Here is a 24194-nt window from a genome sequence, read left to right as displayed (position 1 = left end):
GCCCCGCTCAAGACACCGGGGTCGGCAGATCGCGCCCCGCGACAAAGGCCGCCACATTATCCAGCGCCAAGTGACCCATGCCGGTGCGGACCTCCTCGGTGGCGGTGCCCAGATGCGGCAGCAGCGTCACCTGTTCCATCGCGCGCAACGCCTCGGGCACCTCAGGTTCGAACTCGTAGACGTCGAGCCCTGCCCCCGCAATCAGGCCCTCCGAGAGCGCGGCAATCAGCGCCGCCTCATCCACCACCTCGCCCCGGGCGATGTTGACCAGAATGCCCGAGGGTTTCATCGCGGAAAGCACATCGGCGTTGATCAGGTGCCGGGTCTCGGCCTCGCCGGGCACTGCGACCACCAGGAAATCGACCGCCCCGGCCAGGGCCGCGAGGCTGTCCATCCGCGTTGCCGGGAAGTCCACGTCCTTGTCGCTGCGCGCCACATAAAACACTTGCATGCCGAACCCGAAATGGCAGCGCCGGGCGATGGCCTGGCCGATCCGGCCCAGACCAACGATGCCCACATGTTTGCCGGTCACATGGTGCCCCAGCATCTGGGTCGGGTGCCAACCTTCCCAGCGGCCCAAGCGGACCAGCCGCTCGCCCTCGCCCGCGCGGCGCGCGGTCGACAGCAGCAGCGTCATCGCGATATCCGCCGTGGCATCAGTCACCGCGCCGGGCGTATTGGTCACCGCCACGCCAACGCCGCGCGCCGCCACCACGTCGATATGGTTGTAGCCGACGCCGAAATTGGCCAGCAGCCTGCATCGAGGTTCGGGCGCCTGGGCAAAGACGCGTGCGCTGAACATGTCGCCCAAAGTGGGCATGACAACGTCGAACTCGCGCAGGGCGCGCAGCATCTCATCCTCGGTCATCGGTGCGGTGCTGGTCCGTATCTCGGTGTCGAACTCGGCGCGCGCGCGGGCTTCGACTGCGGCGGTCATCGGCCGTGCGATCAAGAGTTTCATCAATGCATCCTCCCGCCCAGCGGCACCTCGCCATCGGGGCCGATCAATACGATTTCACCGTTCTCGTCAGGCAGGCCCAGCACCAGCACCTCGGACATGAACTTGCCGATCTGGCGCGGGGGGAAGTTCACCACCGCCATCACCTGCTTGCCCACCAATGCCGCCGGGTCGTAATGCGCGGTGATCTGGGCCGAGGTCTTGCGCTCGCCGATTTCGGGGCCGAAGTCGATCCACATCTTGATGGCGGGCTTGCGCGCCTCGGGGAAGGCTTCGGCGCGGATCACCTCGCCGACGCGGATATCGACCTTGAGAAAGTCGTCAAAGGAAATCTCAGCCATGGGACAGCTCCCTGGATCGGTTGGTTGCGGCGGCGACAGCGCGGTTGAGCAGGCCCGGAAAGCCGGTCTCGGGCTCCATCAGCACCTCAAGCGCCGCCTGGGTCGTGCCATTGGGCGAGGTCACGTTGACGCGCAATTGCGCGGGGTCCTCGTCGGCCGCCTCGGCCAGGGCGCCTGCGCCCGCCACGGTGGCCTTGGCCAGCTGCATCGCCAGTTCGGCGGGCAGGCCCTGGGCGGTGCCAGCGGCGGCCAGGGTCTCGATCAGGTGGAACACATAGGCCGGGCCCGAGCCGCTGACGCCGGTGACGGCGTCCATCTGATCCTCGCGTTCCAGCCGCACGGTCTGGCCCACCGCCTTGAGCAGCGCCTCGGCCAGGTCGAGATCAGCGGCAGAGGCGCGGGCGTTGCCGATGAGCGCAGTGATGCCGCGCCCGATGGCGGCGGGCGTGTTGGGCATGGCGCGCACGATGGGCGTGTCGCCCCCGAGGATCTGTTCGTAGGTGGCGATCGAGGTTCCGGCGGCGACCGAGACAAAGAGGGTCGTGCCGTTGCTCAGCGCCTGCATCTGCGGCAGCGCGGCGCCCATCATCTGCGGCTTGACCGCGATCAGCGCGATGGCCGGATCGGCGGGCAGCTCGGCGTTCACATGCACGCCCTGCGCCTTGACCCAGTCCGACGGATAGGGGTCTATCACCCAGACCGAGCCCGCGGGCAGCCCGCCGTCGAGCCAACCGGCGAGCATCGCCGATCCCATCTTGCCACAACCCAGCAGGACCAGCCCGCGGCGCGCGATATCAGACATGTCCACGATATGCCCCTCTCCTGTCATCCGGTTCGGGGCACAGGTTTAAGCCCGGCCATAGGCCTCTGCAATGGCGACCTGCATCGCGTCGGACGGACTGCGGTTACCCCAGACCATCAACTGGATCGCGGGATAATAGCGCTCGGCGCTCAGGACGGCCGCATTGATCATCGTGTCGATCTGCTCGGGGCTGGCGACCTGACCGCCGGCCAGCACCAGGCCGTAGCGATAGACCATCAGGTTCTGCGCCGCCCAATAGGTGAAGGAGCCCGCCCAGCATTGGTCGTTCATAGCGTTGATCAGCTCGTAGAGCTGCGGCAGTTTTTCGGCCGGCGGCTCCATCTCGAAGGTGCAGATCAGGCGCAGCGTCTCGTCATAGCCAGACCAGGCCAGTGTCAGCGAGTAGGTCCGCCACTGACCCTCGACCGCCATGGCGATCTGATCGTCGCCGATCCGGTCGAAATCCCACTCGTGATGCTCGGCCAGATGCTCGACGATGTCGATCGGATGGATGTCTTCTTCGAGATAATGTTCGGACAGGGCCATGGTGCCACCTCACTGATCTCTAGCGGTGCGGGGCGGGTAGCGCCCCCAGCGCTAGGTGCCTGCTCAACAGTCCGCGAGTTTTCTCGCCGCCTGTACTAGATATGGTGATACTCAATGCGTTGTCTGGCAACCCTTTATTTGGGGATAAGCGCAATAAGTTGTGGATGGCATGAATGTTGGCCCGAAATAACGGCAGCCGCCACTGTGGATCAATGGACGTAGTTGCGCCGCAGGATCGGCGAAAACAGGATTGAAACGGAGGGCGTATCGCGCCGATCGAATGGCGCGGAAGAGGGGTGAGCCGGTCTGGCCGGCTCGCCTTGCAGAATGGGTTCTTGGCAATTTGTAAAGCGGGCGGGTGCAGTCCACATCATGCAAACAGGACGTGACAGCCAGTCCCCGTGGAGCGGGTCACTCGCCCTGCTTTGCCTCGAGCGCGGCGATGCGGGCGGCCAGCGCCTCGTTCTCTTCGCGCGCCTTCTGGGCCATGGCGCGCACGGCGTCGAATTCCTCGCGGGTGACGAAATCGCGGTCGGCCAGCCAGCGGTCCATCAGCGATTTCATCGCCGTTTCGGCCTCGTCCCGCGCGCCCTGGGCCACGCCCATCGCATTGGTCATCAGTTGCGAGATATCGTCCAGAAACTTGTTGCGGGTCTGCATCGGTCTTCTCCGTGTCGAAGTTGACCTCTATATGGGCAACAATGGCGCCGGGCTCAAGGTTGACTTGTGCCGCAGGCCAAAGGCAATGAGGCACATATGCAGGCAGTACTACGTTTTCCCGAGATATCTCCCGAAATTTTCGCAATATCTCTCTTCGGGATGGAGTTCGCGCTGCGCTGGTATGCGCTGGCCTATATTGCCGGGATCCTGATTGCATGGCGGCTGGCGATCGCCGCCGTCCGGCGTCCGCAGTTGTGGCCCGGCGATGCCGCCCCGATGACCGCGCAACAGGTCGAGGATCTGCTGACCTGGATCATCCTTGGTGTGATCCTGGGCGGGCGGCTGGGCTTCGTGCTGTTCTATCAGCCTGCCTATTACCTGGCCAATCCGGCGGAAATCCTGATGGTTTGGCAGGGCGGCATGGCCTTTCACGGCGGCTTGCTGGGCGTGGTTGCGGCGGCCTGGATCTATGCGGCGCGGCACGGCATCGGGCGGCTTCAGATGGCCGATCTGGTGGCGCATACGGTGCCGCCCGGGCTGCTTTTGGGGCGGCTTGCGAATTTCATCAACGCGGAACTTTGGGGGCGCCCGTCGGACCTGCCCTGGGCAGTGATCTTTCCGGGTGCGGCGGCGCAGGACTGTCCCGATGTTGTAGGGCTCTGCGCGCGCCATCCCTCGCAGCTGTACGAGGCGGCGCTGGAGGGCGTTTTGCTGGGCGCCCTGGTTCTGTGGCTGGTTTGGCGGCGCGGGGCGCTGAAACGGCCGGGCATGGTGACCGGCGTCTTTCTGGCGGGATACGGGCTGGCGCGGTTCATCGTCGAGTTCTTTCGCCAGCCGGACGCGCAATTTGTCAGCCTCGGCAATCCACAGGGGCTCGCCTGGCAGATCAACGGCTATGGCCTCACCATGGGGCAGGCGCTGTCGCTGCCGATGATCGCACTGGGTCTGTGGCTGATCCTGCGGGCAAGGCGGGCGGCGGCATGAGCCTGCGCGCGCGGCTGCTGGAACGGATCGCCACTCAGGGGCCGATGAGCCTGGCCGATTACATGTCGGAATGCCTGTTGAACCCCGACTACGGCTATTACGCGACGCGCGACCCGCTGGGCCGGGGCGGCGATTTCACCACCGCGCCGGAAATCAGCCAGATGTTCGGGGAACTGGTGGGGCTGGCGCTGGCGCAGGCCTGGATGGATCAGGGCAGCCCGGCCCCGTTCGCGCTGGCCGAACTGGGCCCGGGCCGGGGCACCCTGATGGCCGATGCCCTGCGCGCAACGCGGGCGGTACCGGGGTTTCACGCGGCCACGCGCCTGCATCTGGTCGAGGCCTCGCCCGTTCTGAAGGCCGAACAGGCCAAGTTGCTGGCCCCCTATGCGCCGGTATGGCTGGATGATGTGCAGTCGCTGCCGCAACTGCCGCTGTTCCTGATCGCCAACGAGTTCTTTGACGCCCTGCCGATTCGCCAATTTGTTCGGGACAGGGAGCTGTGGCGCGAACGTCTGGTAGGCGCGCGTGATGGGTCGCTCTGCCATGGTCTTGGCGCAGCGGTGGGACAACCGGCGCTGAACCACCGGCTGGACGATACCCGCGACGGCGATCTGGTAGAGCTGTGCCCGTCGGCACCGGCCATCATGGCACAGATCGCCGAACGGATCGCGGCACAGGGCGGCACCGCGCTGATCGTCGATTATGGCGACTGGCGGTCGCTGGGGGATACGTTTCAGGCGTTGCAAAACCACCAAGCCACCGACCCGTTTGCCGACCCCGGTCAGGCCGATCTGACGGCGCATGTCGATTTCGAAGCGCTGGCGCTGGCCGCCAGCGGCGGCGGATGCGCCCATACAAGACTGACCCCGCAGGGCGTGTTCCTGGAAAGGCTGGGGATCACGCCGCGCGCGCAACAACTGGCGGATCGGCTGACCGGTGCGGAACGCGACCTGCTTGTTTCCGCACATCGCAGGTTGACGCACCCCGATGAAATGGGAAACTTGTTCAAGGTGCTGGGACTGTTTCCCACTTCGGCCAATCCACCTCCGGGACTGGAAAGATGACGCTCGAAATACTGACCGCTGACAGCCTGTCCTTTGTTCGCCACGGCTTCTTTACGCGCCGGGGGGGCGCCTCGTCGGGCGTGTTCTCGGGGTTGAATTGCGGCACCGGCTCGTCGGATCAGACCGATGCCGTTGCCCTGAACAGGGCGCGGGTTGCCGATGCGATGGGTTTGAACGGCACCCCCCTGCAAGCGGTGCATCAGGTGCATTCGAACACGGTGGTGACGGTCAGCGAACCGCTGCAAGAGAAGCCGCGCGCCGACGCGATGGTCACCAATGTGCCCGGTCTGGCGCTGTCGGTTCTGACGGCAGATTGCCAGCCGGTGCTGTTTGCGGATCGCGACGCAGGCGTCGTCGGTGCCGCCCATGCCGGGTGGCGCGGCACGCTGGACGGCGTGCTGGAGGCCACGCTGGACGCGATGGAGGATCTGGGCGCCGAGCGGGGGAACGTGGTGGCCGTCATCGGCCCGTCGATCTCGCAGCGGGCCTATGAGGTGGGACCCGAGTTCTTCGAGACCTTCTTTGACGAAGACGCTGAAAACGCAAGGTTCTTTGCCAATGGTTCCGGCGACAGGATGATGTTCGACCTGCCCGCCTATGGGCTGTCGCGGTTGCGCAACGCCGGCGTCGGAGAGGCGGAGTGGACCCGCCATTGCACTTATTCTGACGCCGATCGCTTCTATTCCTACCGGCGCTCGACCCATGCTGGTGAGGCCGACTATGGCCGCCTGATCTCGGTCATCCGTCTCTGAGGCAAAGGCAAGCGCGGCATGTGGCGACCGCTGCCACATTGTTGCCCCGCTTTGCCGCGGCCGTCGACGGCCACAGGATTTTCCCCAAAGGGAATTCACCTTGTTTTTCAAGGCCGGAAATCAAAACATCACTTGATCGCGCAACTTTTCCCCGGCTTGTCCTTGTCGTCTAATTTTCAAGGAACGGCCCCAGACCTGCCTCAAACCTCTGTCAGTTTACGGACAAGCAAGTTCGAAACCGCAACGGCGGCGCCACGCAGGAGAATACACATGGCCAAAACACGCTTCGTCAAATCCGTGATCGCCACGGCGGCCAAGACCGAAGTCCAGATGCCCTGGTCGCGTGGTGCGCGCAGAGCGGCAATGATTGCGCGCAGAAAGACCGTTGAAATACTGCCCCAGGTCCGTTCGGCCTGAGTACAGAACAGTCTGGAGGGCATCTGCTTGCCTCTCCGAGGACCCGGGATCGGACGCTGCCCCTGACCGGCCCGGCACAAGAGCCCGCCTCGCCAGATTTGGCGGGGCGGGTCTGGGGCAAAGGTAGTGAGTTCGGGCGATAACCCGCCCAGTTGGAAACAGTTTTGCAGGGAATCACGTATTGGCCACGGGAATACGCCTGATCTGACGGTTTTTTTGACAATTTGAACCGTCATACGGCATGTTCTAGCCGATCAGATAAGGACAACTCGTCCGTCTGACGTCGTCGGTGGGGGCCGATGCAGATGCGACCCGAAATGGAAAGGGCCGAATAGCCATGACGATCCCCCACTCGCTTGCGCGTGCTGCACGCAATGCTTTGCATACAAGTCCGCTTTTGCAGGATCCGGCTGCGCTGAGAAACCCGCAGCGCCCACAGATGCGGCGGTACGAGGTCAGCACCCTGCTCGGCAAGGGGAACGTCGTTCAAACCCGCCATATCGCACCGGCTCTACCCTTGTTCGAGGACGCCTTTTGCGCGTTTTCGCGGGGTTCGCTGGTCGATACCGATTGTGGGCCCATGGCGATCGAAGACCTGCTACCGGGCGACCGGGTGATCACTCAGGACGGATCAGCGCAGGAGATTCTCTGGAAGGGCTCTACCGTGATCGTTCCAGGCCGCGTTTCGGCGACCGGCCGCGAGTACAAGCTGACCCGAATCATGTCTGATGCCTTTGGCATGCAGCGCCCCCTGTCGGGTGTGGTCGCGGGCCCGTCCGCCCGACTGCTGGCAACGCCAGGGCATTTGCGCGCCCTGGCAGGCGATCAGCCGATGCTGACCCCTATCCAGCATTTTGTGGACGGCATGGGAATCATCGAAACTGCACCTCCGACGCCGGTCGAGGTGTTCCACATCTGCCTGCGCCGCCATGCCGTGATCCGGGTGGATGGGTTGCAGTTTGAGACATACCATCCCGGCGTACAGGCAGTTCGCGTTCTGAGCCACGCCATCCGGTCACTTTACCTGAATCTGTTTCACCATATCGACCAGTTGACCGATTTTGGTCCTCAGGCCTTCCCGCGCGCGGGCGATGGTGAAATCGACGCAATCTCGGCGTGAGAGGGGACAATGGGCTTATTGATTAACTGGTTACTTTGTACGATTGCCGCCCTGGCCCTGCCGCCCATCGCGGGACGACAGAGCAAGATTTCTGCTATCACGCCGAGCGGCCCAGGCGCTCTTCGAGAACATCAAAAGGAACACCCGGCTCGTCCTTCGCGCCGCGAATGACCAGCGAGGTCTTGACGCTGGCGACATTGGGGGTGGACAGAAGCTGGCCGGTCAGAAAACTCTGAAAGCTGCTGAGGTCCGGCGCCACGCATTTGAGCATGAAGTCCACCTCGCCATTCAACATGTGACATTCGCGAACCAGCGGCCAGTTGCGGCATCTCTCTTCGAACGCATTAAGCTCAACCTCGGCCTGGCTTTCCAGCCCGACCATCGCGAAAACCTGTACTTCGAACCCCAGTTCGCGCGCGTTCACCTCGGCGTGATAACCACGGATCAACCCCTGTTCTTCGAGCGCGCGCACGCGCCGCAAGCAGGGTGGCGCCGAGATCCCCACCCGTTTTGCCAACTCGACGTTGGTCATCCGACCATCGGCCTGTAGTTCCGCCAGAATCTTGCGGTCTATTTCGTCCAGTCGATGAGCGACCATGAACAACTCCCGTATTTTTTCAGTTCTTATAGCAGCAGGTCGCGGCTGCGCAATAATATTTCCCGGTGGCGCAATTTTCTGATTTCAAGCGCTTTTGCATCGCCTAGGAATGTCATGGCCCTATCGCGGGCAAAGCGATACACGAGCATGTGCAAAGGGGTTTAAGACCGCGCCGCGGACCGTTATATGCGATCCTCGACAGGCGGCATGCCGCCAAGCCAACTGAATGGGGATATCATGGCCGAGATACGCCACACCAGGGTTCTGATCATCGGGTCCGGGCCTGCCGGATATACCGCCGGCGTCTATGCCAGCCGCGCCATGCTGCAACCGATCCTGGTGCAGGGGATCGAGCCGGGCGGCCAGCTGACCACCACCACCGAGGTCGAGAACTGGCCCGGCGATACCGAGGTGCAGGGTCCCGACCTGATGGTACGGATGGAGGCCCATGCCAAGGCGATGGGCTGTGAGATCATCGGCGATATCATCACCACGCTTGATACCTCGGCGCGCCCCTTTGTTGCCAAGGGTGACAGCGGCACCACCTATACCGCCGACGCGGTGATCCTGGCGACCGGCGCCCGCGCCAAATGGCTGGGGATGGAGAGCGAGGAGAAGTTCAAGGGATTTGGCGTCTCGGCCTGCGCCACCTGCGACGGGTTCTTTTATCGCGGACAGGAAATCGTGGTGATCGGCGGCGGCAATACGGCGGTCGAAGAGGCGCTGTTTCTGACCAATTTCGCCTCCAAGGTGACGCTGATCCACCGCCGCGACGAGCTGCGCGCGGAGAAGATCCTGCAAGACCGCCTGTTCAAGAACGAAAAGATCGTGCCGCTCTGGTTCCACCAACTGGAAGAAGTCTATGGCGCCGACGCCCCGCTGGGTGTCGAAGGGGTCAAGGTGCGCAACGTCAAGACTGGCGAGATCACCGACATTCCCTGCAAGGGTGTGTTCGTGGCCATCGGCCATGCGCCCGCGAACGAGTTGGTCAAGGATGTGCTGGAACTGCACAATGGCGGTTATGTCAGCGTCAAGCCTGGCACGACCGAAACCTCGATCCCCGGCATCTTTGCAGCCGGTGACCTGACCGACCACAAGTACCGTCAGGCGGTGACCAGCGCCGGCATGGGCTGCATGGCGGCGCTCGATGCAGAACGGTTCCTGGCGGAGCAGGAGTGATCTGGTGATCCCCTTCTCCGGCACCGCCTGGAGAATACTGTTCGCCGATCAGGCCGGGGCGCCCACCGCCCCGGCGCGTGCGCCCGAGGGGCGGTTTCACCATTCCGGCCAATCGGCACTATATGCCTCGCTGACGCCCGAGGGCGCGGGCGTGGCGATCCGGCGCTATGTGGGCCCGCAGGATCCGCCCCGTGTGATCCTGCCACTTCTGGTGACCGGTGTCCGTCTGGCCGACCTGCGCGGCCGCCCCGAGGTTTCGGTTGTCTGGCAGGATATCTACGAAGCCGGTACCCCCTCACCCACCTGGACATTCTCCGATGCCGCGCGCGCGGAAGGCGCGCAGGGTCTGCTCTATTCCTCGCGCTCGCGCCCGGACCTGGCCCATATCGTTCTGTTCGATCTGCGCGCGCCTTTGGTCTGTCAGGCCGGAGACGCCACCCCTTGGTTTGCGTCTACCTGACCCGGCTGTGACTTGACCAAAGCTGGACCACCACCCAGACTTTGCACAAATGAGCGCAAAGCGAGGGCAAGGTGGCAAGCGTACTTTGGCGGGGCAGTTTGGCGACACGTCTCAGGATCGCGAGCGGGCTGGTCCTGTTCACCTATGCCTTTTTCCATTTCATCAATGTTGGTCTTGGACTGATCGACCCCGTCTGGATGGAGGAGTTTCAGGATGCCAGACAGGTTTTCTCTCGCAGCCTGATCGGCACGGTCATTCTATATACCGCCCTGCTGGTGCATGCCGGTCTGGCGCTGCTCTCGCTGGCGCGCAGGCGGACCCTGCGGATGGGTTGGGCGGAGGCGGTGCAGGTCGTGCTGGGCCTGCTCATCCCGCTGCAACTGATCGCCCATGTGGTGCACACACGCTATGCCCACGAGGTCTACGGCGTGCAGGACGAGATGAGTTATCTCATCATCCTGATGTGGCCCAATATCTCGATATGGCAGCAAACTGCCCTGCTGCTGGTGGTCTGGACCCATGGCTGTATCGGGCTGCATTTCTGGCTTCGGCTGACTTCGTGGTGGAAGGCCTGGCTGCCCTGGATGATCGGAGTGGCGGTTCTGGTGCCCTCTTTCGCCTTGGCCGGGTTGCTGACCGAGGGGCGGCGCATGTTCGCCATCTTCAGCGATGATGCTTTGCGACCCGGGTACATGGAGGCGTACAATTGGCCCGATCTGGCCACGTTCGGAGCCCTGTTCGAGGTCAAGGATCTGGGCCTTGCGATATTCTGGGGGTTCTTGGCGCTAACGGCGGCGAGCTATGCGGGGCGCAAGCTGCTGCGGCGGCGCAACGCGGTGCGGGTCCGCTATGTGGACGGGCCGGAAATCGTGTCGGAGCGAGGCCTGACCCTGCTTCAGATGTCGCGCCTGCATGGCATCCCGCATACGGCGCTGTGCGGCGGCAAGGGGCGCTGCACCACCTGCCGGGTGGTGATTGAGGAAGGCCTGGACCTGCTGCATCCGCCATCGGAAATGGAACTGGCCAGTCTGCGCGCGGTCAAGGCGCCGCCGAACACGCGCCTGGCCTGCCAGATCCGGCCCACCGATCCGGCCACCGTCTTTCGCGTGTTCCGCCCCGAAGGCGGCCGGAACCGGGCGCATGCCAGCCAAGGGCAGGAACGGCAACTTGCGGTGCTGTTTCTGGACATGCGCGGGTTCACCGCGCGCACCACTGGACAGTTGCCTTATGACGTGGTGTTCCTGTTGAACCGGTTCTTTGACGCGATCGTGCCCTCGGTCATCGGAGCAGGTGGTACGGTGGACAAATACCTGGGCGACGGGTTTCTGGCGGTGTTCGAGGCGCGGGACGCCGCGACTTCGGCCCGGGCCGGATTGGAAGCGGCGCGCAGCATTGGTGTGGCACTAAAGCTGTTCAACCGGACGCTTGCGGCCGAAGGCGCCGCACCGGTGCGGATCGGCATGGGCCTGCATCTGGGCAATCTGGTGCTGGGTGAGATCGGGGCAGGCGGCCATGCCCCCCGCACAATCATCGGCGATACCGTAAATGCTGCCAGCCGGCTTGAGGCCGAGACCAAGGCCTTGGGCGTCGAGCTACTCATTTCGGAGGCGGTGTTGCAAGCGGCCGGGGTCGATGTCTCGACGCTCGACTTGCAGAAGTTTTCATTGCGGGGAGTTCCCGAACCGGTTCTCGCCCTGCCTATCCCCGATGCCGCCGCCTTGTCATTGGCACTTGAGGCGAAGGAATAATGTTCTGACCGCCCCTGAACTCAGCCCCACATCGACGACAACGTTTTCGCAATACTGAAAAAACAATTACTCTGTTCTGATATCCCGGCATAATACCACACGTTGCCCTTTGTTCGCTCGGGGACCTAGACATTAAGAGGCGACAGGGTCTATTGCAGGGCGCAAATCCACCCATCAACCCGACCTCAGGTTCAGAGTATCCCCATGACCATGTTGAGCAATCTTGCTCCTATTCCAGAGCTGTACGTTTCCTACGACTCCGCACAGAAGCTAAAGCTGGAAGCGGCAGAGCTGCAAAGCCACGATCTGACACCCCGCCAGATCTGCGATCTCGAACTGCTGATGAACGGCGGTTTCAATCCGTTGAAAGGGTTTCTGAGCGAAGCCGACTACGACGGTGTTGTCGAAAACATGCGCCTGGCCGACGGTACGCTTTGGCCGATGCCGATCACCCTGGACGTCAAGGAAGGGTTTGCCGACAAGATCGAGATTGGCCAGGACATCGCGTTGCGAGATCAGGAAGGTGTGATCCTCGGCACCATGACCGTGACCGACAAATGGGTACCAAACAAGGCGCGCGAGGCCGAGATGGTCTTTGGCGCCGACGATCTGGCGCATCCGGCCGTCAACTACCTGCATCACACTGCCGGAAAGGTTTACCTGGGTGGCCCGGTCACCGGCATCCAGCAGCCGGTGCATTATGATTTCCGTGCCCGCCGAGACACGCCGAACGAATTGCGCGCATTTTTCCGCAAGCTGGGGTGGCGCCGTATCGTCGCCTTCCAGACCCGAAACCCGTTGCACCGCGCGCATCAGGAACTGACTTTCCGTGCTGCGAAAGAGGCGCAGGCCAACCTGCTGATCCACCCGGTTGTCGGCATGACCAAACCAGGCGATGTGGACCACTTTACCCGCGTGCGCTGTTATGAGGCGGTGCTGGACAAGTATCCGGCGGCCACCACCACCATGTCGCTGTTGAACCTGGCGATGCGCATGGCAGGCCCGCGCGAGGCGGTCTGGCACGGCCTGATCCGCAAGAACCACGGCTGCACCCATTTCATCGTCGGCCGCGACCATGCCGGCCCCGGCAAGAACAGCCAAGGGCAGGATTTCTATGGCCCTTACGATGCACAGGAATTGTTCAAGAAGTACCAGGACGAAATCGGCCTGGAAATGGTGGACTTCAAGCACATGGTCTATGTGCAGGAGAAGGCTCAGTACTATCCGGTTTCAGAAGTACCCGAAGGCGCAACCGTGCTCGATATCTCGGGCACCGAACTGCGCCGCCGCCTGCGCGAAGGGCTGGAGATCCCCGAGTGGTTCTCCTTCCCTGAAGTGGTCAGGGAACTGCGCCGCACCTCGCCGCCACGGTCGAAACAGGGCTTTACCGTGTTCTTCACCGGCTTCTCAGGCTCGGGCAAGTCGACTATCGCAAACGCGCTGATGGTCAAGCTGATGGAAATGGGCGGCCGCCCGGTGACGTTGCTTGACGGCGATATCGTACGCAAGAACCTGAGTTCGGAACTGGGTTTCTCGAAAGAGCACCGCGACCTCAACATCCGCCGCATCGGTTATGTCGCCAGCGAGATCACCAAGAATGGCGGCATCGCCATCTGTGCTCCAATCGCACCTTATGCCGCCACCCGCCGGGCAGTACGGGAAGAGATCGAGCAGTTCGGCGCTTTTGTCGAAGTTCACGTCGCCACCTCGATCGAGGAATGCGAACGCCGCGACCGCAAGGGTCTCTACAAGCTGGCCCGCGAGGGAAAGATCAAGGAATTCACCGGTATCTCTGACCCTTATGACGTTCCGGAGTCCCCTGAACTGCGTGTCGAGACCGAGAATGTCGATGTCGACAACTGCGCCCATCAGGTTCTGCTGATGCTAGAAAGCATGGGCCTAATCGCAGGCTGAACTCAAAAGGCCCGGGAGAGCTTCTCCCGGGCCTTTTTCTGGGATGTCCGCCAGAAATATCGAAGAGCGCTTCGGACATGCTGCGCCAGAAAAGTGGTCCGCTTGACCAGTCCCAAGGTCGATGACTGCCCTCCAAGTGACCGGCGATCGTGCCGCAGGGTTTCAAAATGGGTATTGGAACTGCGCAGGGTTTCGCCGAAGGCCGCTTCGAATGCACTGTCCCATGATTGCCCCTGCCCGACATAGCGCCAATAGGTCATCATCGACGGATCGCCGTCCGCTCCGCCAAAAGCCAAGCGGCGAACAGGGCACCCTTGACCTGACTGGCATAGCCGACCGTTCCCCAACCATGCATGCTGGCCAGTGTCTTGGGGTGTTCGTGCGCAGCGGCCAGAAAGTTGTTCAGAGAATTGGCTTTGCGGCCAAGAACCTCTGTGTGCCAGCGGTGTTAGATCAGTTCAGCGGCTCCCTCACCCATCACAAGCGGCGGATTGGCCAATCGCATGAAACGGCGCAGGTCCGGTTGTGGAGTTCCCCGCGCCTGTGACCTTGATGCCTGCGACGCCCAGCGGTGCCAGTTGCCCTTTCAAACAGGCAGAGTATTCCCTTTCCTATTCCTCGACTACTTGGGATTGAAGCGGCAGCAGGGAACGCCCCGCAATTCCGAGTATTCGAAGGAATGCGTGCATCCTGCCCCTGAAGTTCGATTTCTTCAGCTCAGGGTACATAAGCGGAGAATTGAATTTTGTGGCCAAGCGGGAATTCACCCTCCTATTTCATCTCGAATCATGCCAGCCGCCCGCAACTCATGGTCAGCAAACGGCGCAAGCTGCTCTTTCAAGGCCCTCAGCGCCGGTAACCGCGCGGCATAGTCATCTGGGCCAGCCTTTATCACGGAGGCGCGAACCTCTTCCTCTGTCTCGCACAAGATCATCGCGGCAGGATCGACGAAATCGTCGATATTCGGGCAACCCCAGTAGATCGGCACCGTTTCGCAAAACACCGCGTCGAGAAGTTTTTCGGAAAAATAGTTCCGTTCCCGCACGTTCTCGATCACGACGGAGTAGCGGTAAGGTGCGAGACCGTCGGCCTTGGTCTCGAATGGCCGATAGCCGCGCCCCAGCACATCCACCGCCTGCCCCGTTGCACGTGCCCAATCGACAACGGCATGGCGCAGTTTGTGGCCCTCGCTGTCGCGCTTGGCCGAGGCGATCAGGGAGCAATTGCGGGATTTCTCTGGCGTCAGACCGCGCCATTCGGGGACCCAGGTCGTGCCAAAAGGTACAAGCCGTGCGTTAGGCAGGCGGTCAAGTGCCTCCTGGTTGAAAGTCAGAACCCGAAAGAACCGCCGCCAGGTCAACCGCAGCAGCGCATAGTGCTTGCCATGGATCACCGCCGGTTCGGCCATGATCAGCGAGATCTGCGCCCGGGTTCCCCGTTGCAGGCGGAAATGCGTATCCGTCCGGGGATAGACGATCAGGTGATCATCCGGCCCAAGGTCACCGACAGTGGCCCCTGAGAGGCGCGTCGGACAGCCCAGCGGCCAACTGAGCCGATCCACCGGCATCCGGGCTAGATCCGGTCCCAGACGCTGGCCGTAGGGGAGGATGGCAATGGCGGTATCGCGGGCCGGTGTCATTGGGGTAAACAGACCTGTCCACGCATCAGGACAAAGCCCTGACCGGCAACCTTGACCCCTGTCATCGCCTGCGCCGGACCAACGCGCGTGACGCGCGCCTGCCCCGGGCGGCCCATTCCGTGCCCCTGCTCGGCGGTAAAGCTGTCCTTGTCCATCAGCCCATGTTTCCAAAGATAGGCGGCCATGGCCCCGGTGGCCGACCCGGTGAACGGATCTTCGGGCGGGCTGGGCGGCGCGATCAGCAGGCGGGCATAGGTGTCGCCCGCCGGGGTCGCGCCGGACAGCGTGACCATGAAGGGTTCGAGCATGTCGGAGCCCTTGTACCCCTGGCTGGCGGCCAGGTCGCGCAAGGCGTCGACGTTCAGCACCGCCGCGTCAAGCGCGGCGCGGTCCCGCAAGACGGTGATGCAGAACGGCAATCCGGTCGAGACCATCTGTGGCGGCGAGACGATAGCGTCGGCGGGCAGACCAATGATGCGCGCCACCAGATCCGCCGGGATCTGCGCCCCGAACCGGGGCGCGATCTGGGTCATTTCGATATCGTCCCCCCGGATGCGGATCGGTACCAGTCCCGCCCCGGTTTCGAGAACCAAGTCGTCCTTGTCGATAAATCCCCGCGCGCGCAGTGCTGCGACCGTGGCAATGGTCGGATGACCGGCAAAGGGAATCTCGCGGCTGGCCAGGAAATAGCGCACCCGCACGTCGGCCACGTCGGACGGGCCGGTAAACGTGCATTCGACAAGAGAGGTTTCGCGCACAAATCCCATGCACGTCTCGACCGACAGATGCGAACCGCCATGCACCACCGCGCAGCCGTTGCCGCCAAAGGCCCGGTCCGAGAATGCATCCACCCAGTCGAAATCGTGCCAATCCATGGTGCTGATCCTGGTTCATGTCACAGGACTGCATGTTTCGGCGGTTTTGGTCCCGTTGTCACGCAGGAAACGCCGGGCACCGCAAGGCTGACCCGGGGATCAGTGCACCGTTACTGGCGACAGGTCGTTCTGGCGGGCCAGGACAAAGGCCATCTTGCGGTCGGCAACCAGGGCCAGCCGCTCTCCTTGCGCGTTGTGAACCGCATAGAGATGGTCGCGATCCCCGGCCTGCTGGCGCACCTCGTCCGGCAGATCGGCGACATCCACCGCCTTCACGTAGACGATCCGGTCGCCGTCATCCTTGAAATCATAGGGAGTGTGCATTTCTTACCCTTTCCTGATGTTGATCGTCTGCACCACCGATTGCGGCACAGCCCGGGTCAGGTCGACATGCAACAGGCCGTTTTCCATCACGGCCTCGCCCACTTCAACCCCGTCAGCCAGCACGAACATGCGCTGGAACTGTCGCGCGGCAATGCCACGATGCAGGAAGATCCGCCCTTCGCTGTCGTCGCGCTGACGTCCCCGGATCACCAGCTGCCGGTCTTCGACTGTGATCACCAGATCGTCTTCGGCAAATCCCGCGACGGCCAGGGTGATGCGATACGAGTGATCTGAGGTCTGCTCGATGTTGTACGGCGGGTAACCCTCGTTTCCGGATTTGGCCGACCGTTCCAGCAAGCGTTCCAGTTGCTCGAAACCAAGCATGTGAGGGTAAGAGTTCAGAGTAAGTTTCGACACGTGTATCTCGTCCTTATCAGAAAAGCGACGTTCTGGCGCGACCCCGACAACGGCAGCCGCATGTAAGGAATATGGGAAGAAAAGGCGCGCATCACAAGGTCTGGCCGAAAACTGTGTGAATGCGTATCCTTACGGCTACCTCTGGCACCGTCTTGCGAGTCGCTTCATGAATGCACCCAGCGATCTTTCGATGAAATCCGATGAAGTGTTGCGCGTGGAACTGGAAGTGTTCCGCCGCCAGCATCGGGATCTGGACGAGGCGATCGCCGCGCTGGAGGAAAAAGGCACGGCGGATCAGTTGACCATCAAGCGGCTGAAAAAGCAGAAATTGCGCCTGAAGGACATGATCGCCCTGATCGAGGATCGCCTGACCCCGGATATCATTGCCTGACGCCCTTGCCGCATTGCCAGCCGGTGCGATTTGGCTATAGTGCGCGCTCCTTTCAAAGCGAGCGGAGCGCATGGCCGGGGTCAAGGTAGGCATCATCATGGGCAGCCAGTCGGACTGGCCCACCATGAAGCAGGCAGCAGAAATTCTGGATGAACTGGGCGTGGCTTACGAGGCGCGGATCGTCTCGGCGCATCGCACCCCGGACCGGCTGTGGGACTATGGCCGCGCCGCTGCCGGGCGCGGCTTGCAGGTGATCATCGCCGGTGCCGGCGGGGCCGCGCATCTGCCGGGCATGATGGCCTCCAAGACGCGGGTGCCGGTCATTGGCGTGCCGGTGCAGACCCGGGCGCTGTCGGGGGTCGATTCGCTTTATTCCATCGTGCAGATGCCCAAGGGCTATCCGGTCGCGACCATGGCGATCGGCGCGGCGGGGGCCGCCAATGCGGGGCTGATGGCCGCCGGCATCCTCGCCTTGCAGGACGCGGATCTGGCCGAACGGCTGGACGCCTGGCGCGCGGCGCTCTCGGCCTCGATCCCCGAGGAGCCGGTCGATGAGTGAGGCGCTGAAATCGGGGGCGCGGATCGGTATTCTGGGCGGTGGTCAGCTGGGCCGGATGCTGTCGGTTGCCGCCGCGCGGCTGGGTTTTGTCACCCACATCTACGAGCCGGGTGCCAATCCACCCGCCGGTCAGGTGGCCCATCGGGTCACCACCGCAGGTTATGACGACGCTGAAGCGCTGGCAGCATTTGCTGCCTCGGTCGACGTGATCACCTATGAATTCGAGAACATCCCCACCGAGGCGCTGGATATCCTCGAGGCGCACCGCCCGATCCGTCCCGGCCGCGAGGCGCTGCGGGTCAGTCAGGACCGGCTGACCGAGAAAAGCTTTCTGCGCGATCTGGGCCTGATGACGGCGCCCTTTGCCGATGTCACCGATCTGGCGAGCCTCGAGGCCGCGATTGGTGAGATCGGCACGCCCGCGATCCTCAAGACCCGCCGCTTTGGCTATGACGGCAAGGGACAGGCGCGGCTGAAATCACCCGAGGATGCAGTGTCGGCGCTGGCCGACATGGCCGGCGCTCCCGCGATCCTCGAAGGGTTCGTGGAGTTCAGCCATGAGGTCTCGGTTATCGCCGCGCGCGGGCTTGACGGGCAGGTCGCCTGTTTCGATCCCGGCGAGAATGTGCATCGCGACGGTATCCTGCACACCACCAGCGTGCCCGCACGGTTGAGCGCGGTGCAGCGCACCGACGCGGTGCTGCTGGCGGCGCGGGTCCTGAACGCGCTCGACTATGTGGGCGTGATGGGGGTGGAACTGTTCGTGACCCCGGCCGGGCTGATCGTGAACGAGATCGCACCAAGGGTTCACAACTCGGGCCACTGGACCCAGAACGGCTGCGCCGTGGACCAGTTCGAGCAGCATATCCGCGCTGTGGCAGGCTGGCCCCTGGGCGATGGGCAGCGCCATGCGGATGTTGTCATGGAGAACCTGATCGGCGCCGACATGGATCGGGTGCCCGAGCTGGCCACCGAACGCGATCTGGCCCTGCATATCTACGGCAAGGCCGAGGCGAAGCCCGGTCGCAAGATGGGCCACGTCAACCGAATACAGCGCAAGAGCTGACACAGGTCGCTAAATCCGCTCCGGATTTCGCGCGTCCCGCCGATGGCCCGTTGGGCCTGAGGCGGGGCGCAGCCCCTGTCGCGCGATGCCTCCGGCGGGAGTATTTCCCGGCAAGGTAAAAGCGCTTAGCTCAGGAAGCGGGTCGCCGCATCACCTGACATGTAGCTGACGCGGCCACCGGCAAAGGTCGCGGCGACCCTATGGTTCTGCGCGTCGAGGATCACCAGATCGGCGCGTTTGCCGGGCGCCAGCTCTCCCCGGTCGGTAAGCCCGAGGATCGTCGCGGGGCCGGAACTCACCAGCGCCCACGCCGCTGGCAGGTCGAGAACCCCGCTGCGGGCCAGCATCAAGGCGGCCCGGCGCGGGCTGGGGTAGTGATAGTCCGAGGCCAGCGCATCGCAATAGCCCATGGCGATCAGTTCCACCGCGCTGGCATTGCCCTTGTGCGAGCCGCCGCGCACCACGTTGGGCGAGCCGAGGATGACATGCCCGCCTGCCGCACGCCTGGCCTCGGCCGCTTCGGCGGTTTCCGGAAACTCCGAGATGCGCAGGCCACGCGCCTGCCAGGCGGCACAATCGGCCGCACTGTGGTCGTCATGGCTGGCCATGATCACCCCCCTGCCCTGTAGCTCCAGGCAGAGCGCATCGAGCGCGGCAGGCACCCGGTCGCCATTGGCATGCAGCGCCATGAGCATCTCCAGATGCGCTTCGGGACTGCGGCCAGCCTTCAAGGCCTGCCCAGCCAGTCGCGGCGGCTTGCGCCCTTCTGCCAAGCGGTCATGCGGCAGGTGATCGTTAAAAACAAGATAAGGGACCTGCCATTCCTCCAGCAGGTCGGGCAGCGCCGCGTAATCGTCCAGCATATGGGTCTCGAACCGGAGTTGAGGGATCAAGTCCGTCACCACGTTTCCGCGCACTTGCTGAATCGCCCGGAACACTCCGGCCGCGAACTCGGGGCTGCGCAAGCCGCCTTCCCAGCTCCAGAATTGCGCCATGACGGCCGTGGTGATGCCGTTGGCGGCCAGTTCGGCCTCGGCCGCGACGACGCCCTCGGCCATCTCTTTCATGGCGCCGCGCCGTGGCGCCATGTGCCGTTCGAAACCGTCGCCGTGCAGATCGACAATCCCCGGCAGCACCAGATATCCGGCAAGGTCGATCCTGCGGCCGGTTACCGAGGACACAACGCAGCCATCGGCCAGGCCCAGATCGGCCCGTTCCAGCCCGCTCGGCAGCAGGATCTGCGCGCCGGTGAGTGTCAGTTCAAGAGAGGTCATCGGCCACGGGTCCCCGATCCATTCGCGCAGTTTGCGCCCAGGCATCCCTTGTCGAACGCGCCGAACACGGAGTCGATCCAGGTCAGCTCGGGATCGAAACGGCCGTTTTCGAGAAAGAAGAGGGTCTGGGCGATCACACGCGGGTTGTTCATCATGAATGTATGCGTGACAGGCAAGACGATGTGGTCCGTCATGCCGGCAACCTTGGTCGAGGCGACCGAAACCTTGCCATCGTCGGGCCCGGGAATGATCGACGAAAAGACCGGGTTCAGCGTGTTGTCCCCGGCGATCACGCCCAGCGGAAAATCCACCGGCGGTAGTTTGCGCGGCACGCTGTCCGGCCCGGTTCCCAGCGCCAGCCCGGCCGGGCCGTTCAGACGGCCGAACACCTCCCAGGCGCCCAGTTCGTCAACCAGTTCGCTACCCTGGTTCGGCGGCCCCAGCATCACAACGCGGCCAAGCCCGGAGGGGCGATTTGTCATGAGCCACTGGCGGATCAGGATGCCGCCCATCGAATGCGCCACCATGTGGATCGTTTCGCCCGAACATTGCGCCACCGCCTCAGGCAGGGTGTCTTGTGCCAGTTCGGGGATCGGCAGGTCCGTCGAGGGGTAGCCCGGACGCACAACGCGCAAACCCCGCGCCTCGAACACCTCGTCCATCAGGGTAAACGACGCCTCGGTGCGCGCCAGCCCATGCAGCATCACGACGCAATCCGCCCAAAGCGGCGCAGGCAGAAGCAACAGAAACAGGGACAATACCAGACGCATAGGCGGGAGATACTGCGATTTACCGGCGTGCGAAACCCTCAACGCGCGGGCGAGCGACGGATGGAAAGCGCGATACCGCCCAGCAGCAGCACGCCCCCGAGGAGCAGCCGGAGCGGGAGATCCTCTCCCAGCAGAAGCACGCCCGCCAGGACGGCGATAGCAGGGGCGGAAAGCTGCACCGTTGCGGCGCGCGCGGATCCGAGGCGCGGCACCAGGCGGTACCAGAGCGCATAGCCCAATCCAGACGTCACCGCGCCAGAGACCACGGCCAAGGCGCCCCCCTCCCAGGTCAAGGCAAGAGATGTGCCCGGGATCAGGATCACGGCAGCCGAAACCGGCAAAGCCATGACAAAGTTTGCGCTGGTTGCCGACAACGCATCCGTTTCAAGACGCCCGGCAAGCGTGTATGCGGCCCATCCCAGACCGGCAAGCGCCATCAGACCCGCACCAACCGGATCGACGCGCACGCCACCGGCTGGCCACAGAATCCAGGTCAGGCCGGAAAAAGCGACCACAGCCCCGATGATCTGACGGACCGTAGGCGGGACACCCGACACAGCGGTCCAGCCGAACATGGTGATCTGCACAACGCCAAACAGGATCAGCGCGCCCAGACCCGCATCCAGGCTGAGATAGGCAAGCGAAAACGCGACCATGTACAATGACAAGGCCCCAGCGCCCACTATTCTCTGGCGATGGAAAAGCGGCAGCGGCTTGTGTTGCCAGAGGACCAGACACACCAGCATGGCGGCGCCCGCGAACAAGCGCAGCAGTGCAAAGGCCCCTGGATCCGCCAGGTTTCCGGCCACGGCAAAACGATTCAGAATGGAATTGGCGGCAAAGGCCACCATGGTCAGGGTTGTGAGCAAAAACACCTGCATGTGGGCCCCTTGGATCGCTGTGCCGGGGCGTGCCGCCCGTTTCCGCGCCTCCTGTTTGGTCGAAACCGGTGCTGGAAAGCAACCGTTTCGATATCACGATTGCGATGGATGGCCCGAGAGTAGACCGGCTGTCATGCCTCTTCGAAGGCAACGGGGTAGATCAGCCGCGACGCCGGAGCGTTCTGGCCGGGCCCGGCCAGCAACAGATGCTCGACCGGATAGGGGGCGGTCAGATTGGCTGCCCGCTCGGATGAAAAGCCGCGCTTGCCATAGTAATCCCGATCCCCAAGTACAACGATGGTGAGATCGCGTTCCTTAGCCCAGGCAACTGCCAGCTTCAGGACCTTGGAGCCGATGCCGCGCTTCTGATGTTCCGGCGACACCGCGACAGGCGCCAGGCACAGCCACCCATCCGGTGCCCGCATCCAGGACAGGGCGGCATAGCCCAGCAACTGGCCGAATTCCTGATAGATGATCTCGGTCGCCAGATCCCGGTCTGCCCGTAACGCGCGCACCAGTTCCGCCTCTGCCTCACCCGCAAAAGCCGCGCACAACAGGGCGTCGACCATGTCAGGGAATACTGCGGGGGGAAGCGGGTTCATGTCTGGATCTGCTCGGGATATGCGGTGCTGCGCTTTCTTGCACGAAACAACCTGTGATTACAGGTCGCACACGCAGAATTCACGGGTTCCCAGGTACTTTTGTTCCCCATTGACGGGAAATGAATAAGGGGCCGCCCGAAAGCGACCCCTTGTTTTCCGATCGGATCGGACGTGCTTACATCATGCCGCCCATGCCGCCCATGTCGGGCATGCCGCCGCCTGCGGGGGCGTCTTTCTGCGGCTTGTCTGCCACCATCGCTTCGGTGGTGATCAGCAGGCCAGCAACCGAGGACGCGTCTTCCAGAGCGGTGCGGACAACCTTGGCCGGGTCGATCACGCCGAACTTGAACATGTCGCCATATTCTTCGGTCTGAGCGTTGAAGCCGAAGGAGGCATCACCCGATTCACGCACCTTGCCGGCAACCACGGCGCCATCGACGCCTGCGTTCTCGGCGATCTGGCGCAGCGGTGCTTCGATGGCCTTGCGCACGATGTTGATACCGGCGGTCTGGTCGGCATTTGCACCTTCCAGGTCGGCCAGGACCTTGCCCGCCTGAACCAGAGCTACACCGCCGCCCACAACAACACCTTCCTGCACGGCAGCGCGGGTGGCGTTCAGGGCGTCATCGACGCGGTCCTTGCGCTCTTTCACTTCGACTTCGGTCATGCCGCCGACGCGGATCACGGCAACACCGCCTGCCAGTTTGGCAACGCGCTCTTGCAGTTTCTCACGGTCGTAGTCGCTGGTGGTTTCTTCGATCTGGGTGCGAATCTGGGCCACGCGGGCTTCGATCTCGGCCTTTTCGCCTGCGCCATCAACGATGGTGGTCTCGTCCTTGGTGATCGAGATTTTCTTGGCGGTGCCCAGCATGTCCATGGTGACGGACTCGAGCTTCATGCCCAGGTCTTCGCTGATCACCTGACCGCCGGTCAGGATGGCGATGTCCTGCAGCATGGCCTTGCGGCGGTCGCCGAAGCCCGGTGCCTTGACAGCCGCAATCTTCAGGCCGCCGCGCAGCTTGTTGACCACCAGGGTTGCCAGTGCTTCACCTTCGACGTCCTCGGCGATGATCAGCAGCGGCTTTTGCGACTGGATCACCTGCTCGAGCAGCGGAACCATCGGCTGCAGCGAGGAGAGTTTCTTTTCGTGCAGCAGGATCATGCAGTCTTCGAGTTCTGCGATCATCTTGTCTGCGTTGGTGACGAAATAGGGCGACAGGTAGCCACGGTCGAACTGCATGCCCTCGACCACGTCGGTCTCGGTCTCCAGGCCTTTGTTCTCTTCGACGGTGATGACACCCTCGTTGCCGACCTTCTGCATCGCTTCGGCGATCTGGCGGCCGATTTCGGTTTCGCCGTTGGCCGAGATGGTGCCGACCTGCGCCACTTCGGCGCTGTCGTTGACGGGGCGCGAGGCGGCCTTGATGGCCTCGACAACCTTGGCCGTGGCCAGGTCGATGCCGCGCTTCAGGTCCATCGGGTTCATGCCGGCGGCAACCGATTTCATGCCTTCGCGCACGATGGCCTGGGCCAGAACGGTGGCGGTGGTGGTGCCGTCGCCGGCCTCGTCATTGGTGCGGCTGGCGACTTCTTTCACCATCTGCGCGCCCATGTTTTCGAACTTGTCTTCCAGTTCGATTTCCTTGGCGACCGACACACCGTCCTTGGTGATGCGGGGGGCACCGAAGCTCTTGTCCAGAACCACGTTGCGGCCTTTGGGGCCCAGGGTCACCTTGACCGCGTCGGCCAGGATGTTGACGCCCTTGAGCATCTTGTTGCGGGCTTCGGTGTTGAACTTGACGTCCTTAGCAGCCATGTTCTTTCTCCTTGAGAATTTTGATTGGAATGTTGCG

The 24194-nt window shown here is 63.1% G+C and carries 28 protein-coding genes; 12 read left to right on the top strand and 16 right to left on the bottom strand.

Annotation, left to right across the window (positions count from 1 at the left end; translation table 11 throughout):
* Positions 1 to 7: 7 nt before the first annotated feature.
* The 5 genes from OEZ49_RS13865 to OEZ49_RS13845 all read right to left on the bottom strand — a co-directional run bounded on the left by OEZ49_RS13865 (position 8) and on the right by OEZ49_RS13845 (position 3307).
* Positions 8 to 961 (bottom strand): 2-hydroxyacid dehydrogenase, encoded by a 954-nt coding sequence (locus OEZ49_RS13865; protein WP_263388864.1) that lies wholly within the window; start codon positions 959 to 961, stop codon positions 8 to 10.
* A complete protein-coding gene (locus OEZ49_RS13860; protein WP_263388863.1) occupies positions 961 to 1299 on the bottom strand; it encodes a tRNA-binding protein in 339 nt (112 codons plus the stop codon). Before OEZ49_RS13860 ends, OEZ49_RS13865 begins: the two co-directional genes overlap by 1 nt.
* On the bottom strand, positions 1292 to 2107 hold the full coding sequence (proC, locus tag OEZ49_RS13855; RefSeq protein ID WP_263388862.1) for a pyrroline-5-carboxylate reductase: 816 nt from the start codon (positions 2105 to 2107) through the stop codon (positions 1292 to 1294). The genes OEZ49_RS13860 and proC overlap by 8 nt, the downstream gene beginning before the upstream one ends.
* 39 nt (positions 2108 to 2146) lie before the next feature.
* The gene (locus tag OEZ49_RS13850) at positions 2147 to 2647 is read right to left on the bottom strand and encodes a type III secretion system chaperone family protein (RefSeq protein WP_164132986.1); all 501 of its coding nucleotides are present in this window, start codon (positions 2645 to 2647) and stop codon (positions 2147 to 2149) included.
* Positions 2648 to 3058: 411 nt separating this feature from the next.
* Positions 3059 to 3307 (bottom strand): accessory factor UbiK family protein, encoded by a 249-nt coding sequence (locus tag OEZ49_RS13845; RefSeq protein ID WP_263388861.1) that lies wholly within the window; start codon positions 3305 to 3307, stop codon positions 3059 to 3061.
* A gap of 96 nt (positions 3308 to 3403) precedes the next feature.
* Here OEZ49_RS13845 and lgt point away from each other — a divergent pair, with 96 nt between their 5' ends.
* The 5 genes from lgt to OEZ49_RS13820 all read left to right on the top strand — a co-directional run bounded on the left by lgt (position 3404) and on the right by OEZ49_RS13820 (position 7644).
* Positions 3404 to 4291, top strand: a complete 888-nt coding sequence (gene lgt / locus OEZ49_RS13840; RefSeq protein WP_263388860.1) for a prolipoprotein diacylglyceryl transferase — start codon at positions 3404 to 3406, stop codon at positions 4289 to 4291.
* Positions 4288 to 5355 carry a class I SAM-dependent methyltransferase gene (locus tag OEZ49_RS13835; protein ID WP_263388870.1) on the top strand — a complete coding sequence of 356 codons (1068 nt, stop codon included), beginning with the start codon at positions 4288 to 4290 and terminating at the stop codon, positions 5353 to 5355. The genes lgt and OEZ49_RS13835 overlap by 4 nt, the downstream gene beginning before the upstream one ends.
* Complete coding sequence (gene pgeF, locus OEZ49_RS13830; protein ID WP_263388859.1) at positions 5352 to 6107, top strand: peptidoglycan editing factor PgeF; 756 nt, start codon at positions 5352 to 5354, stop codon at positions 6105 to 6107. Before OEZ49_RS13835 ends, pgeF begins: the two co-directional genes overlap by 4 nt.
* A 270-nt stretch (positions 6108 to 6377) precedes the next feature.
* Entirely contained in the window at positions 6378 to 6524 is a 147-nt protein-coding gene (locus tag OEZ49_RS13825; RefSeq protein WP_263388858.1) for a hypothetical protein, read from the top strand.
* Between the two features lie 337 nt (positions 6525 to 6861).
* On the top strand, positions 6862 to 7644 hold the full coding sequence (locus OEZ49_RS13820; protein ID WP_263388857.1) for a Hint domain-containing protein: 783 nt from the start codon (positions 6862 to 6864) through the stop codon (positions 7642 to 7644).
* Positions 7645 to 7741: 97 nt separating this feature from the next.
* Here OEZ49_RS13820 and OEZ49_RS13815 read toward each other — a convergent pair whose 3' ends face one another.
* Positions 7742 to 8242 (bottom strand): Lrp/AsnC family transcriptional regulator, encoded by a 501-nt coding sequence (locus tag OEZ49_RS13815; protein WP_263388856.1) that lies wholly within the window; start codon positions 8240 to 8242, stop codon positions 7742 to 7744.
* A 237-nt stretch (positions 8243 to 8479) separates the two neighbouring features.
* On the opposite strand from OEZ49_RS13815, the gene trxB reads away from it, so the two are divergent.
* From trxB to OEZ49_RS13795, 4 genes are all read left to right on the top strand, one after another.
* The gene (trxB, locus tag OEZ49_RS13810; protein ID WP_263388855.1) at positions 8480 to 9421 is read left to right on the top strand and encodes a thioredoxin-disulfide reductase; all 942 of its coding nucleotides are present in this window, start codon (positions 8480 to 8482) and stop codon (positions 9419 to 9421) included.
* A gap of 4 nt (positions 9422 to 9425) precedes the next feature.
* Positions 9426 to 9881, top strand: coding sequence for an RES family NAD+ phosphorylase (locus OEZ49_RS13805; protein WP_263388854.1), 456 nt, complete (start codon positions 9426 to 9428; stop codon positions 9879 to 9881).
* Positions 9882 to 9952: 71 nt separating this feature from the next.
* Positions 9953 to 11629, top strand: coding sequence for an adenylate/guanylate cyclase domain-containing protein (locus OEZ49_RS13800; RefSeq protein ID WP_263388853.1), 1677 nt, complete (start codon positions 9953 to 9955; stop codon positions 11627 to 11629).
* 204 nt (positions 11630 to 11833) lie between these two features.
* Positions 11834 to 13543 carry a bifunctional sulfate adenylyltransferase/adenylylsulfate kinase gene (locus tag OEZ49_RS13795; RefSeq protein WP_263388852.1) on the top strand — a complete coding sequence of 570 codons (1710 nt, stop codon included), beginning with the start codon at positions 11834 to 11836 and terminating at the stop codon, positions 13541 to 13543.
* Between the two features lie 2 nt (positions 13544 to 13545).
* On the opposite strand, the gene OEZ49_RS13790 is transcribed toward OEZ49_RS13795, so the two are convergent.
* The 5 genes from OEZ49_RS13790 to OEZ49_RS13770 all read right to left on the bottom strand — a co-directional run bounded on the left by OEZ49_RS13790 (position 13546) and on the right by OEZ49_RS13770 (position 16798).
* Positions 13546 to 13806 (bottom strand): hypothetical protein, encoded by a 261-nt coding sequence (locus tag OEZ49_RS13790; protein WP_263388851.1) that lies wholly within the window; start codon positions 13804 to 13806, stop codon positions 13546 to 13548.
* Positions 13807 to 14306: 500 nt separating this feature from the next.
* Complete coding sequence (locus OEZ49_RS13785; protein ID WP_263388850.1) at positions 14307 to 15182, bottom strand: hypothetical protein; 876 nt, start codon at positions 15180 to 15182, stop codon at positions 14307 to 14309.
* On the bottom strand, positions 15179 to 16057 hold the full coding sequence (locus OEZ49_RS13780) for a PhzF family phenazine biosynthesis protein (protein ID WP_263388849.1): 879 nt from the start codon (positions 16055 to 16057) through the stop codon (positions 15179 to 15181). The genes OEZ49_RS13785 and OEZ49_RS13780 overlap by 4 nt, the downstream gene beginning before the upstream one ends.
* 99 nt (positions 16058 to 16156) lie before the next feature.
* Positions 16157 to 16381: a DUF1150 family protein gene (locus OEZ49_RS13775; protein WP_164132998.1), complete on the bottom strand. Its 225-nt coding sequence runs from the start codon at positions 16379 to 16381 to the stop codon at positions 16157 to 16159.
* 3 nt (positions 16382 to 16384) lie between these two features.
* Entirely contained in the window at positions 16385 to 16798 is a 414-nt protein-coding gene (locus tag OEZ49_RS13770) for an Hsp20 family protein (RefSeq protein ID WP_263388848.1), read from the bottom strand.
* A 166-nt stretch (positions 16799 to 16964) separates the two neighbouring features.
* On the opposite strand from OEZ49_RS13770, the gene OEZ49_RS13765 reads away from it, so the two are divergent.
* The 3 genes from OEZ49_RS13765 (at position 16965) to OEZ49_RS13755 (ending at position 18814) form a co-directional block, all read left to right on the top strand.
* Positions 16965 to 17189 carry a YdcH family protein gene (locus tag OEZ49_RS13765; RefSeq protein WP_263388847.1) on the top strand — a complete coding sequence of 75 codons (225 nt, stop codon included), beginning with the start codon at positions 16965 to 16967 and terminating at the stop codon, positions 17187 to 17189.
* Between the two features lie 70 nt (positions 17190 to 17259).
* Positions 17260 to 17748, top strand: coding sequence for a 5-(carboxyamino)imidazole ribonucleotide mutase (gene purE / locus OEZ49_RS13760; protein WP_164133000.1), 489 nt, complete (start codon positions 17260 to 17262; stop codon positions 17746 to 17748).
* The gene (locus OEZ49_RS13755; protein WP_263388846.1) at positions 17741 to 18814 is read left to right on the top strand and encodes a 5-(carboxyamino)imidazole ribonucleotide synthase; all 1074 of its coding nucleotides are present in this window, start codon (positions 17741 to 17743) and stop codon (positions 18812 to 18814) included. Before purE ends, OEZ49_RS13755 begins: the two co-directional genes overlap by 8 nt.
* A 125-nt stretch (positions 18815 to 18939) precedes the next feature.
* On the opposite strand, the gene OEZ49_RS13750 is transcribed toward OEZ49_RS13755, so the two are convergent.
* From OEZ49_RS13750 to groL, 5 genes are all read right to left on the bottom strand, one after another.
* Complete coding sequence (locus OEZ49_RS13750) at positions 18940 to 20088, bottom strand: alpha-D-ribose 1-methylphosphonate 5-triphosphate diphosphatase (protein WP_263388845.1); 1149 nt, start codon at positions 20086 to 20088, stop codon at positions 18940 to 18942.
* Positions 20085 to 20858: an alpha/beta fold hydrolase gene (locus OEZ49_RS13745; RefSeq protein WP_263388844.1), complete on the bottom strand. Its 774-nt coding sequence runs from the start codon at positions 20856 to 20858 to the stop codon at positions 20085 to 20087. Before OEZ49_RS13745 ends, OEZ49_RS13750 begins: the two co-directional genes overlap by 4 nt.
* A 38-nt stretch (positions 20859 to 20896) precedes the next feature.
* Entirely contained in the window at positions 20897 to 21739 is an 843-nt protein-coding gene (locus OEZ49_RS13740) for a DMT family transporter (RefSeq protein WP_263388843.1), read from the bottom strand.
* Between the two features lie 131 nt (positions 21740 to 21870).
* The gene (locus OEZ49_RS13735) at positions 21871 to 22341 is read right to left on the bottom strand and encodes a GNAT family N-acetyltransferase (protein ID WP_263388842.1); all 471 of its coding nucleotides are present in this window, start codon (positions 22339 to 22341) and stop codon (positions 21871 to 21873) included.
* 175 nt (positions 22342 to 22516) lie between these two features.
* A complete protein-coding gene (groL, locus tag OEZ49_RS13730) occupies positions 22517 to 24157 on the bottom strand; it encodes a chaperonin GroEL (RefSeq protein ID WP_263388841.1) in 1641 nt (546 codons plus the stop codon).
* Positions 24158 to 24194 lie beyond the last annotated feature (37 nt).

The organism is Ruegeria marisflavi, assembly GCF_025673445.1.
In the GTDB taxonomy this organism is placed as follows: Bacteria; Pseudomonadota; Alphaproteobacteria; order Rhodobacterales; family Rhodobacteraceae; genus Ruegeria_B; species Ruegeria_B marisflavi.
Note: the sequence above shows the minus strand (reverse complement) of the source record. Positions and strands in the feature narration are given on the sequence as shown.